The sequence below is a fragment of the Methylophaga sp. UBA3603 genome (assembly GCF_002375335.1).
Lineage (GTDB): Bacteria > Pseudomonadota > Gammaproteobacteria > Nitrosococcales > Methylophagaceae > Methylophaga.
Window position 1 is genome coordinate 259284 of record NZ_DFMC01000009.1, and the last position, 12150, is coordinate 271433.

General features: G+C 44.6%; 16 protein-coding genes, 1 tRNA gene and 1 other RNA gene. 1 reads left to right on the forward strand and 17 read right to left on the reverse strand.

The window, feature by feature from the left end; all coding sequences use genetic code 11:
• Position 1 precedes the first annotated feature (1 nt).
• From B4F66_RS08510 to B4F66_RS08585, 16 genes are all read right to left on the reverse strand, one after another.
• The gene (locus B4F66_RS08510; RefSeq protein ID WP_292354718.1) at positions 2-715 is read right to left on the reverse strand and encodes an arginyltransferase; all 714 of its coding nucleotides are present in this window, start codon (positions 713-715) and stop codon (positions 2-4) included.
• Positions 705-1430: a leucyl/phenylalanyl-tRNA--protein transferase gene (gene aat / locus B4F66_RS08515; RefSeq protein ID WP_292354720.1), complete on the reverse strand. Its 726-nt coding sequence runs from the start codon at positions 1428-1430 to the stop codon at positions 705-707. The genes B4F66_RS08510 and aat overlap by 11 nt, the downstream gene beginning before the upstream one ends.
• Positions 1430-2608 (reverse strand): EAL and HDOD domain-containing protein, encoded by a 1179-nt coding sequence (locus B4F66_RS08520; RefSeq protein WP_292354722.1) that lies wholly within the window; start codon positions 2606-2608, stop codon positions 1430-1432. Before B4F66_RS08520 ends, aat begins: the two co-directional genes overlap by 1 nt.
• Before the next feature lie 30 nt (positions 2609-2638).
• Positions 2639-3238 (reverse strand): recombination mediator RecR, encoded by a 600-nt coding sequence (recR, locus tag B4F66_RS08525; RefSeq protein ID WP_292354724.1) that lies wholly within the window; start codon positions 3236-3238, stop codon positions 2639-2641.
• Positions 3239-3245: 7 nt separating this feature from the next.
• Positions 3246-3554: a YbaB/EbfC family nucleoid-associated protein gene (locus tag B4F66_RS08530; protein WP_292354726.1), complete on the reverse strand. Its 309-nt coding sequence runs from the start codon at positions 3552-3554 to the stop codon at positions 3246-3248.
• An 18-nt stretch (positions 3555-3572) separates the two neighbouring features.
• A complete protein-coding gene (dnaX, locus tag B4F66_RS08535) occupies positions 3573-5366 on the reverse strand; it encodes a DNA polymerase III subunit gamma/tau (protein ID WP_292354728.1) in 1794 nt (597 codons plus the stop codon).
• A gap of 40 nt (positions 5367-5406) precedes the next feature.
• Positions 5407-5503, reverse strand: an RNA gene (gene ffs / locus B4F66_RS08540) — signal recognition particle sRNA small type.
• Positions 5504-5777: 274 nt separating this feature from the next.
• Positions 5778-5868: transfer RNA gene (locus tag B4F66_RS08545), tRNA-Ser, on the reverse strand.
• A gap of 21 nt (positions 5869-5889) precedes the next feature.
• Entirely contained in the window at positions 5890-6729 is an 840-nt protein-coding gene (locus B4F66_RS08550) for a type III pantothenate kinase (RefSeq protein WP_292354730.1), read from the reverse strand.
• A complete protein-coding gene (locus B4F66_RS08555) occupies positions 6726-7529 on the reverse strand; it encodes a biotin--[acetyl-CoA-carboxylase] ligase (protein ID WP_292354731.1) in 804 nt (267 codons plus the stop codon). Before B4F66_RS08555 ends, B4F66_RS08550 begins: the two co-directional genes overlap by 4 nt.
• 91 nt (positions 7530-7620) lie before the next feature.
• Complete coding sequence (locus B4F66_RS08560; protein WP_292354732.1) at positions 7621-7845, reverse strand: hypothetical protein; 225 nt, start codon at positions 7843-7845, stop codon at positions 7621-7623.
• A gap of 47 nt (positions 7846-7892) precedes the next feature.
• On the reverse strand, positions 7893-8258 hold the full coding sequence (locus tag B4F66_RS08565; protein WP_292354734.1) for a DUF2069 domain-containing protein: 366 nt from the start codon (positions 8256-8258) through the stop codon (positions 7893-7895).
• A complete protein-coding gene (gene wrbA / locus B4F66_RS08570) occupies positions 8255-8848 on the reverse strand; it encodes an NAD(P)H:quinone oxidoreductase (protein WP_292354736.1) in 594 nt (197 codons plus the stop codon). The genes B4F66_RS08565 and wrbA overlap by 4 nt, the downstream gene beginning before the upstream one ends.
• Positions 8849-8857: 9 nt before the next feature.
• Positions 8858-9208, reverse strand: a complete 351-nt coding sequence (arsC, locus tag B4F66_RS08575) for an arsenate reductase (glutaredoxin) (protein WP_292354738.1) — start codon at positions 9206-9208, stop codon at positions 8858-8860.
• Positions 9205-10386 (reverse strand): lipopolysaccharide assembly protein LapB, encoded by a 1182-nt coding sequence (gene lapB, locus B4F66_RS08580; protein WP_292402000.1) that lies wholly within the window; start codon positions 10384-10386, stop codon positions 9205-9207. Before lapB ends, arsC begins: the two co-directional genes overlap by 4 nt.
• 8 nt (positions 10387-10394) lie before the next feature.
• The gene (locus B4F66_RS08585; RefSeq protein ID WP_292354743.1) at positions 10395-10691 is read right to left on the reverse strand and encodes a lipopolysaccharide assembly protein LapA domain-containing protein; all 297 of its coding nucleotides are present in this window, start codon (positions 10689-10691) and stop codon (positions 10395-10397) included.
• Between the two features lie 151 nt (positions 10692-10842).
• Here B4F66_RS08585 and fdxA point away from each other — a divergent pair, with 151 nt between their 5' ends.
• A complete protein-coding gene (gene fdxA, locus B4F66_RS08590; protein WP_069296830.1) occupies positions 10843-11166 on the forward strand; it encodes a ferredoxin FdxA in 324 nt (107 codons plus the stop codon).
• A 58-nt stretch (positions 11167-11224) separates the two neighbouring features.
• On the opposite strand, the gene rpoH is transcribed toward fdxA, so the two are convergent.
• Positions 11225-12085, reverse strand: a complete 861-nt coding sequence (gene rpoH, locus B4F66_RS08595) for an RNA polymerase sigma factor RpoH (RefSeq protein ID WP_292354747.1) — start codon at positions 12083-12085, stop codon at positions 11225-11227.
• Positions 12086-12150 lie beyond the last annotated feature (65 nt).

A 12150-nucleotide genomic window follows, 5' to 3' on the forward strand; every position in this document is an offset into this window, starting at 1 on the left:
ATTACTGATTATTCAAAGCTTTTTTATCAAACTCGCGCCATTGGCCATCAAATTGCTGTAATGCAGAGAAATGGCTCTTGTATCGCATTTTAGGGCTATCACCAATCCAGTAGCCTAAATACAACCAGGATAAATTCTGTTGTTGCGCTAATTCAATCTGTTTGAGAATAGCAAAGGTACCTAAACTTCTGTCCGAATATTCAGGGTCAAAAAACGTATAGAACGCTGAAGCAGCGTCGTTTACAAAATCGGTAATCGCTACAGCCAGCAGTTTTTCCGGTGTTCTGAATTCTATAAATGCCGTATCACTCCAACTGCTGGTGAGGAACTGAAGATAGGTGTCTTTGCTTGGATTATCCATTCCCCCGCCAGCATGGCGATGCGCCAGGTAGCGTTGATAAAGATCATAGTGTTCATCATCAAACACTGCGGGCCGGATGCTTAGACTGACGTCATCATTTTTTTTCAGGCAGCGTCGTTGGCTGCGGTTAGGACGGAAATGGTTAACCGATATTCTGACCGGAACACAGGCATTGCATGATTGACAAAATGGACGATAAACATGTTCTCCACTGCGGCGGAATCCGTGCTGAATCAATTGGCTGTATAAGGCATTTGTCAGCGGCCGCATTGGGTCGGGATAAATATTTCGCGCCTGCCGGTCTTCAAGATATGAGCAGGCATGCGGACGATCCTGGTAAAAATCAAGGCTCATAGGAAAAAGGAAGTGTTGTGGTTTGCCAATAGCCAGTCTGGCCGGGCAGTGCGCAAAGCATTTGTACTTGTTGCACAAAAATTTCTCTTGGCAGAGTGACTGCGCCAAGACGAGATAGGTGTTCGGAATATACCTGACAATCAATCAAAGGATAACCCCATTGTTTTAGCTGCTGAGCCAGAGCTACTAAAGCAATTTTTGAGGCATTGGTTTTAAAGCTGAACATGGATTCACCAAAAAACATCTTCCCAATTGCGACACCGTAAACTCCTCCAACGAGCTCTCCCTGCTGCCAGCATTCCACACTGTGAGCATATCCGGCATGGTGCAGTTCCATATAAGCCGAAATCATTTCATTATGGATCCAGGTTTCATGTTGCTCAACAGGCAACTTTAATAGTCTGGGCGCAGCACAGGCATGCATAACCCCTTTAAAATCCTGATCAAATGTAATATCGAATGGTTTTTGTCGTAATACTTTTTTTAAGCTTTTGCTGATATGCATTTTATCGGTATTAAATACCATTCGCGGATCAGGGCTCCACCATAAAATCGGATCATATGCGTTAAACCAGGGGAAAATGCCATGACGATAGGCATTGAGAAGGCGGGTGATGGATAAATCTCCACCGGCCGCTAGCAAACCATGGGATGTCGCCTGATCGACTGGTGGAAAAGGGCTATCCTCAGGAGTTGCTAACCAGCTTATAGCCATTAATCGTTTAGCTGGAGATTTAACTCTTTAGCCCAGTAAAGTGCATCCAGATACGCAGATAATAAGGCATCAGAACTCGCCACTGAATAATCAATTGCAGACCAATTACCGCGCTCATAATTCAGTACCTGATTCAGAGCATTACCTGCCGGGCCTTCTTTGTGTAAAAGCGCTGAGTGCAGTTCTTCGCTTAATGGCAGGTCCTGCAACAGTACTTCAAGCGGTTTATCCATTAACGCATCGAGTGTGGAAAACAAACCCGCGGCGAAAAATACATCGGCATGGCCTTTATAATGTTTCGCCAGTAATTCACACATCCGCCCTCTAATCATCGCGGTGGTACGAAGTTCATTGGGTTTATCATCGAGTCCGGAGAGGCATAACAGACTTGCCCATGTTTTAATTTTGTTCTGACCCAGCATCACGATCGCCTGACGGGTACTGCCAACTTCACGGGGAAGGCCAAAAAAAGCTGAGTTAATCAGACGCAGCAATTTATAACTTAATGCCACATCCTGATTAATAATTTCCGCCAGTTCATCAACCTCTACTTCAGGATCCTGCAACTTGACCAGAAGCTCCATCAGCGTTTGTGCAGCAGGAGCGATTTTCTTATCAATACTGTTATCGGGCAGAGTGTAGAAAAATCCCTGAAGTAAATCGATATCATGTAACTGACAGAGACTGAACTGTGAGAAGGCATTGACGTTTAAAGCACACAACACGGGATGTTGCTGGCGCCATTTTGGCAGATTTTCAGATATCTCATTTTCAGAGAACTCTTCCAGATCAATTAGCAGGGTCCGACCATTACCGACATTACTCTTGGCATTTTCCGCATAACTGACATGTGAACTGGCCGGTTTCGTTATTGAACGATCATTGGCTTCAATGATCAGATCAATTCCAGGCATTTCATACTCAAAAAGTGCTTTTTGCCATGATCCGGGAATGGTTAATAAGGTTTTTTGATTATGATTTATTGCCTTTAATATGGCTGAAAGCTGCGATAGAAAATCAGGTACGGGCGCGTCTTCACCCAGAGGATTACCTTCGGTATCCAGAAATGTCAGGTGGTAACTGTCGACATCAAGTTTTTTGGAAATAAACAACGGCTGGCGGTGAATGAGACCGTTAAAGTTTTTTAATGAGTCGTATGCCGTATAGATTTCCGTCATGTAAATCCGCTCTAATATTGTTTGGTTCGGTTAATATTTTTCTCGCCCAGCAAATGCATGAGACAGTGTACCACTGTCAACATACTCAAGTTCACCCCCCAATGGTATACCATGTGCCAACCGTGTTACATGTATGTCTCTTGAACGCGCTATTTCACTAATATAATGCGCTGTAGCCTGGCCTTCAACCGTTGGATTGGTTGCCAGAATGACTTCAGTAACGATTTTCTGATCAAAGCGCTCAATGAGATCGGGGATGCCTAATGCTTCAGGCCCTATACCATCTAATGGTGATAAATGACCGGTCAGCACGAAATACTGTCCTTGATAATGCGTTGCCTGTTCAATAGCAATCACATCACTGGGCATTTCCACAATACACAGTTGATCTTCACGACGTGAACTGTCGTTACAGCGACTGCAAATATCTTCTTCACTTAAAATACGACAGCGCTGACAATGTTTTACATTAGTCAGCGCTTTGCTCAGCATTTCTGCAAGATGTTCTCCACCGCTGCGATCGCGTTCCAGTAAATGAAACGTCATTCGCTGAGCTGATTTTGGCCCCACGCCGGGTAAACAGCGTAAAGCCTGGATCAATTGATCAATGCTGGGACCGAGAGTAGCCATATTTGAATTAGAAAGGTAATTTCATGCCTGGAGGCATCATGCCGGCCATGCGTTCCTGGGTGGTTTTCTCGACTTGTTTTACTGCATCATTAACAGCTGCTGCAATCAAATCTTCCAGCATCTCTTTATCATCCTGAAACAGGCTGTCTTCAATGCTCACACGTTTAACATCGTGTTTGCCGGTCATGATGATTTTCACCATGCCGCCACCAGCCTGGCCAGTGACTTCGACGTTGGCCAGTTCTTCCTGAGCCTTCTGCATATTGGCCTGCATTTCCTGGGCCTGTTTCATCAGATTACCTAATCCACCTTTCATAGGAGATCCTCTTTAAAGTTATAAGGGTTTAATTGTTGTATCGATTATACGGGCATTAAATGCATTTTTGATCTGTTCAACCACAGGATCATTGTGAATGGCATCAACTGCGTTTTGTTGAAGTTCTGCGGCCTGTTGTGCACGCTCAGCAGCTAATGTCGGGACATTTTCCGTATCAGTTGTTTCGGTGAACACTAATGTGACTTCAAACTGTAGCTGTTTACTGACAGCTGCTTGCAGTTTTGCAACCGATTTATCATTTGCCAGATGCTGTAATTCAGATGCGACGGAAAGATAAATTTTATTTTTATCCGAGCGGAGATAGGCACAGTGATCCGCCAATTGCCTGGCAAATGCGGACAGTTTTAATTGTGCAATCAACGCGGTCCAGTTTGCTGTGGTCAAATTGAGCAGCTGTGATGCATCGTCAGAGTTAGAATGTGCAGTTTCTTTGGGCTGAACTTCGGTTGAAGTATTAGTGACCACTATCGAATGCGATTCAGGCTCGACCGGCGGTGGTTCCTTTACCTCAAGTTTTGCTGGTGCACTTGGCGGTGGTTCTGCGGACTCAGGCTCAGCTTTTGTAGAATGGGTAACCGTTGAACCTGATGGAGGAGAATACGTTGCAGCTGGTTCAACGGATGAACTTACCGCTGCCGAAACAGGCGCTGATTCACTATTGGCTTGCGACTTTTTTACGGGGGGCTGCCCCGCGTTAAAAGTTACTGCCTGAGGTTGAAAACTCAACATCCGCAACAAGGTCATTTCAAAACCGCTACGTGGGTCAGCTGCATAAGGCATATCGCGCTTGCCATGCAAGGCAATCTGGTAAAGCAGTTGTACTGTTTCAGCGGAGAAAACATTGGCTAAATTCTGTAATGCCGCATCATCCTGTTGATCTAGTGATTCTGTGTCGGCAATTAATTGAATTGTAGCAATGCGTTGCAGACTGGTCATCAAACCATCCAGTACCACCACAAAGTCACGGCCTAAAGAGGCCAATTCATCAATATGTATCAAGAGTGATTTGGCATCTTTAGCAGCTAACGCTTCAAGCAATTGGACTAATTGCTGTTGGGAAACACTGCCCAGCATCTGACTGACAATTTCCGTTGTCACTTTGCCGCCGGAAAAGGCTATTGCCTGATCCAGCAGGCTCAGAGCATCCCGCATACTGCCATCAGCAGCAAAGGCAATCTGATTTAAAGCCTCGGCTTCAAAATCTATATTTTCTTGCTGCAGAATAAACGCCAGATGATCGGAAATTTGTTTGATATCTAATCGACGCAGATTAAATTGCAGGCAACGAGATAAAATCGTGACTGGTAACTTCTGCGGATCCGTTGTAGCAAACAGGAATTTGACGTGAGGAGGGGGTTCTTCCAGTGTTTTTAGTAACGCATTAAAACTGCTGGTGGACAGCATATGGACTTCGTCGATCAAATAAACTTTGTAGCGTCCGCGACTGGGCGCATATTGAACATTATCCAGCAGCTCACGGGTATCATCGACCTTGGTACGCGACGCGGCATCAACTTCAATCAAATCAACAAAACGACCGTTGTCGACTTCAACACAGCTATTACACTCGCCACAGGGAGTAGAGCTGATGCCTTGTTCACAATTGAGAGATTTGGCAAATATTCTAGCCAATGTGGTTTTACCCACTCCGCGGGTGCCGGCAAACAAAAAAGCATGATGTAAGCGGTCTTGGTCAAGACCATTGATCAGCGCACGTAATACGTGCTGCTGGCCGACAACTTCGGCAAATTTTTTGGGGCGCCACTTGCGGGCTAGTACCAGATAACTCATGCAGCTTGTCAGATACCCAATGTGGTATAAGGGTGGTGACCCAAACCAGCCCAATCTCGGCGCCCGAGTCCGATGGCTGCGCTGCTCCCTTCCGGGCCTGACGTGGTAACCAACATATCGTCGCGAGGAGACCGGCTGGGCCACCATAGAGTTGGCTATTCTATGCTTTTTTTGATTTGAGTGCCATGCATAGCGGTAATAAAAATAAAGAAATTTATTATTGTCTGTTCATTCAGACAGTTCGGCCAAGGGGAAGCAAAAACTGGGTTCAATAAGATGAAGCTGGTTTCTGTATTCTGAAAATGCTTAATATCCATGCGCAAGATCAACCATTACTTTTAAAAATCCGATAAAGCGATGGGTGGAGAATGACCAATGGAGATCAACAAGCCGTAGTGTAAGAAATTAATTTGGCGGAGAACGAGGGATTCGAACCCTCGATAGGCTATTAACCTATACACACTTTCCAGGCGTGCGCCTTCAACCACTCGGCCAGTTCTCCTTAAGGGTGCGAAAGCTTATCTCAGTTCGCGTTTTCTGGCAATGCTGTTGAGTCTTCTATCGGGGTTTCATCCGAGTTGGACTCAATCTGTTTCATCGGTTTATTTTTATTGCGTTGATTGTTTTGTCTGGCGTATTGCGCCAAACCTTTCAGCACTAAATCAGGTTCGTGGATTAGTGGCTGGGGCATGAGTGGAATTAATTCCTCAGCATCACCTCCGGTAATTAAAAATCGAACCTCATCTGTGAAATTCTGTTGCAGATCATTGATGAGATTTTCCAGGGTAGCCGTAACCATGTACAACGTACCCGCCTGAATAGCGCTATGAGTGTTGGTTGCCAATAAGTTAAATTCATTTTCTTGTGTCACATTGCTGAGCGCATCGGTGTTATCGGTCAACATTTTTTTCATCAGTGACAATCCGGGGACAATCAAACCGCCCTGATGCTGTCCTTTTTCAGTCACGATATCCACGGTGATAGCTGTGCCACAATCAATGATGCAGGTAACCTGTCGTGCATGCTGGCGACCGGCGACAATGGCTAACCAGCGATCCACACCCAGTGTTTCAGGTTGTTCGTAAGCATTGGTCACACCAAACCTTCTTTTCTCACCTTGCACAAATACCGGTGTCAGTTTCCATTGTTTGTCGATCCATTCGGTCAGTTGTGCGGCAATCTTGTCGCCGGCAACGTTACTGACAAAAACAGCCTCGATATCTTCAAGTGATTTCCACGCTTTATTCAAAGCTGCTTTGATACCGGTCTTTGGCCTGCTGAAATGTTGTGAGTCCGCCAACACCTTGGACTTTATCGTGGTCCATTTAATCTGACTGTTTCCAATATCGACTAATAAGATCATGAGGCAAACCTGATACTGAGATGGCTGTTAGATAAGTATGCTACTTGCTGGTCACGCATGTACCGTAATTCACCTTGTTCGTTGATACCACAGGCGAGAGCGGTAAATTGTCCGTTTTCGCTGATGATATTGATAGCCTGATTATGCAGGGCATCATATTGTGGCCATAATGGCAGAAAGTCACTAAGACCACGATGAGAAAAGAGTTCTAGGGTTTCAATCATATTTTGAATTATTTTGGCTGCCAGCCGATTGCGACATGGGAGCGGATTACAAAGTTGCTCAAGGCTGATAACGGGCTGAGGGATGGCAGTATGTAAATTATCCGGTAGTGAAAGGTTCAAGCCGATACCGATGGTAACGTAGTTTTGGCTTCCGTAACGTGATTCTACAAGAATTCCTGCAAGTTTACGTCGCTTATATAAAACATCATTGGGCCATTTTAATTGCAAACCTTCTATTCCCTCTGTCCGAAGGGTATTTATCAAGGCGATGCCGATGGCAATGCTCAGGCCATTACGGACATCTTCAATGTTTAATGACCGCATTAAAGAAAGATAAATATTGCCACTGGCGGGTGAAACCCACTGACCACCACGACGACCACGGCCAGCGGTCTGCATTTCTGCAAGACATACTGCTGTGCCCGAGATACCCGTTTGGGCTTTTTTCCAGAGAATATCGTTGGTTGAAGTCACCTCAGAAAAAACCTGAAGGCTGTCAAGTTGAGAGATAATTTCGGGATTCAGTGCTGCACGGATAATGTTTTCGTCAAGTGCGACGTATGGGGATAAACTCAAAATAGGGCTTCGTAGTCAGTAACGACTATAGTGTAGCGTCAAATACCTTTTTGTTGCCAGTATTTACGAGTTAAGAAGAATGAAAATTTTTTCAGACTTTGATATCAAGCAGGGAGCCAAGTGTATCAGAGCTGATTTGCAGAGCTTTTGCTGAAGCCTGTACCTGTAGCTTGTCGCTATTCATCTCGACCATAGGCGTGACGAAGTCACCACCTTTAGTTGATTCACTTGCCACAGCGAAAGCATTTTTGTTCAAGCTTTGCATGCCATTTTGAATGCCTTGATACGCTGATTGAATGGCAGGAATGGTACTCATAGGTAACTCCAATAAATAGTCACGGATATTGGAACATTATCAATATATTAAGTCTGTGATTTTTTTCGCAATTTTGCAGAGGCACGAACATATAAATTCGCTGCTACAAAAAAACTGCTGCTGAATATCACTTCCAGTAATGGATACCAGATAACAGCATCTCTGCTATATAACTCGCCGATTCCATGAGCAATGTAAAACAACATCAAAAAACTGGCCCAGGCATGAGTATAGGTTTTTCCATACAGAACACCTCTCATTGGAAATAATAATGGCACCACGCCTATGATCAGCCACGCCGCTACAGGAAAGTTTTCACTGTGTTCTGCGATTAAAATCCAAAGCAGTAAGCTGATCATCAGTCCAAAAAAACTGATTAACGAAATAATTCGGAGTGAGTGCACAAACTTCATCTGGCAAGCCTAATGGCAAGCTCAGCAACCCGCAACCCTAGCGCCTGACACAGATCAATTTCTTCCTGACTCATAGTCCGTTTATTATCTGCTCCGGCAAAATGGCTGGCACCATAAGGTGTGCCGCCAGTTTGCGTGGTCATCAAAGCGGCTTCTGTATAAGGTAAGCCGGCAATCACCATACCGTGATGTAATAACGGCAGCATCATGGATAACAAGGTGGTTTCCTGACCTCCATGCAGACTTCCAGTGGAGGTAAATACAGCAGCAGGCTTGCCATTCAGGGTGCCGGATAACCAATCATCACTGGTACCATCGATAAAATATTTAAGTGCAGCTGCCATATTGCCAAAACGGGTAGGGCTACCCAGAATAAGCCCTGCACATTCCTGCAAGTCAGCCGATGTGGCATAAAGGTGACCGGAGGCGGGAATCTCTTGTTCGGTTTTTTCACAAACGGTGGAAACCCTGGGCACCGTTCTAATTCTTGCCGTGCAATGAGTATGTTTTTCCACACCACGCGCAATTTGTTCAGCCATAGCTTTGACCTGCCCGGACTGGCTGTAATAAAGGATCAAAATCTCATTCATAGTGGGGTCTCAGAGAATATTCAGCACCGCTTCAGGTGGTCTGCCAATAATGGCTTGATTGTTTTTAATGACGATGGGGCGTTCAATCAGTTTCGGGTTGTCACACATGGCTCTGATGAGTTCTTGATCAGATAAATCTTTATTATCTAACTGTAATTCCTTGTATAGCGTTTCTTTAGTACGTAACAACTGTCTTGGTTGCATATCAAGCTGCTGCAGGATATCGGATAATTCTTCCGCTGTCGGGGGAGTCTTAAGATATTCCACAATCTCAATATCCTGCTGCTGATTTTCCAGTAAAAGCAGGGTTTCGCGTGATTTACTACAGCGAGGGTTATGATAAATTCGGATTTTATTCATGAAGGTGGATCCAGTAATTTTTCCAAAGCAGTAAGATGAATTTCAGTGGGGCGAACCGTGCCCCAGCTGGCACAACCAGGACACAGCCAGTGCATGGTTTTGCCTGAGAAACCACAGTTTTTGCAGGTGTAACGATCACCTTTTTCTACCATGGTTCTGGTAATGCGCTCAATCAAAGGGATAAGCGCAATTTGATTGTTTTCACCCAGTTTAATCAAGGTATGCAAACCTTCTACCGAGGGATGGTGATGTAATTGTTCGTAAAGCATTTGCTGGGCGGCTTTATTGTTTTCCAGTTCAGCCACGATATGGGTCAACATAATACGGGCAGAAGTCAGATGTGGATGACGGCTGATAAGCTGGGTTAACTGGTTGCGTAATGCCGGTAAATCTCCCAATTGCTGATATGCTTCATGCCAGAAAGGTAAAGCTTCTGACAAAAATTTAGGATTTTGCTGTTCGATAGTCTGCAACGCACTAAGCGCTTTTCTGGGCTGCTTTATACTCAAAAACAGTCGGGCTTCCAGCAGGCTGGCTCTCACGCAATTTTCATCATGATACAAGGCTTGCTTGAGCATATTGAATGCTTCGTGGCGATCGTGGTCGGTATATTGTTCGGCAAGTTCACAATAAAACTGAGCAATTAAGGGTTTCACCTGTGCAGTTTTACTGGCATCAATCTGTTTGCCCATTTCAATTGCCTGCGCCCATTTTTTTTCCTGTTGGTATATGCGCATTAATTGCTTTGCTGCTTCCGGATGAGGCTGCGGTTGCTGCAGTAATTCAAGAAACAGGTGTTCTGCACGATCCAATACACCCGCATGCATATAATCCAGGCCCAGTTCCACCATGGCTTGCAGACGTTGTTCGCCGTGCAGACTTGGTCGGGCTATCAAGTTCTGATGAATACGAATGGCGCGTTCGGTTTCGCCACGGCGACGGAAAAGGTTCGCCAGAGCCAAATGGGTTTCGACCGTTTCACTATTTACTTCTAGAAGTCCGATAAAGACATCAATTGCTTTATCGGGCTGTTCATTGAGAAGATAATTCAAGCCTTTGAAATATTCCGGATTAAAGGCTTTAGCATGTCTTTGTGGCTGTTTTTTATAATGCCGCATGGCCAGAAACCAACCTGACAGTGCTGCGACGGGTAACAGGAAAAAAAGCCATTGCATCATGATTGGGCCTAGTGGCTATTTCGTACTGGTAAAATACGCAGGCTGTTCAGTTCTTGCTCGGCACTTTGTAATTTATTTTCCAAGCGATGATTGTCATAGCGGATTCGAAGCGTGCTCAAAGCAATAATCGTGGCGCCGATTATCAATCCCAATAATAAAAAGGCGATTAATAAAACGGCCAATGGCAGTTGCCATTGTACAAAAAACAGATCAAGAGAAACGGTTTGCATATTGAACACAGCAAATGCAGTACTGATCAGAAAAAAACTGATAAATACGGCTAGGATTAGAATTTTTCTTATCATCGGGTCATCCTGTTTTCAGACGGGTAATCTTCAGAGCAAAGTTGATCATACCGTATTTATCATCATTGCCCAGAACGTTGGTAAATCATGTAGAATATCGAACATTCTGACAGGTCTGGCCTGTAAAAATTGTATTTGTGGAGATTTCACCATGACCTTTGTTGTCACTGAAAACTGTATTAAATGTAAATATACTGATTGTGTTGATGTCTGCCCAGTAGACTGTTTTCACGAAGGTCCTAACTTTTTGGTTATTGATCCTGACGAATGTATAGATTGCACACTTTGCGAACCCGAATGTCCAGCAGAAGCTATTTTTTCTGAAGATGATTTACCGGATGAACAAATGGAATTCTTGCAGATTAATGCGGAATTATCACAAGTCTGGCCTGTATTATCTGAGAAAAAAGATCCTTTGGATGATGCAGAAGAGTGGGACGGTAAACCTAACAAAACACCTTTGCTTGAACGGTAAGCATGGGTAAAAAAAAGCCCGCTTACCGAAAGGTCAGCGGGCTTTTTTATGGTTGCTATTAATCCATTAGCTGGCGAAGTTTTTTCATCGCATTATTTTCAATCTGTCGAATCCGCTCAGCGGAGACCTGATATTGATCGGCCAATGTATGCAAGGTGGCTTTATCGTCATCATGCAACCAGCGTTTACTGATAATATCGCGACTACGTTCATCCAGTGTTGCTAATGCATTGACCAGCTTCTGCTGTTGAAAGTCAGCATAATCTTCATTTTCCAGTTGTTTCGATGGGTCACTGTTATCAGGCGCTTTTAAATAAGCTGCTGGTGAATAGCTGGACTCATCATCGTCATTATCAACCGGCAAATCAAATGATGTATCCGGTTGAGCCAGACGGCGCTCCATATCGATGACATTGGCGGCTGTAACACCAAGATCATCAGCAACGGCTTCAATTTCATCCTGATTCAGCCAACCCAGACGTTGTTTGGCACTACGTAAATTAAAGAATAATTTTCGCTGTGCTTTGGTAGTGGCAATTTTCACGATCCGCCAGTTGCGAATGACATACTCGTGAATCTCTGCGCGGATCCAGTGAACAGCAAATGAAACCAGTCGGACACCTTTTTCCGGGTCAAAGCGTTTGACCGCTTTCATCAGACCAATATTACCTTCCTGAATCAGGTCGGCAACCGGAAGACCATAACCACTGTAGCCTTTGGCAATACGAACCACAAAACGCAAATGCGACAATACCAGTCGCTGTGCCGCTTCCAGATCGCCATTTTGTTGCAGGCGTGTCGCTAGATCGTGCTCTTCTTCAGCCGTTAAAACGGGAATTTGATGCACGAGATTGGTGTATGCATCCAGGTTGCCAATTGGTGCTGTGGCAAGTTGATATTGGGCTGCATGCGTTGTCATGTGTGCGTTCTCCCTATGAAAACCTATCGCTTTATTTTAGCAAAAAGCATTTTAAAATATATCCA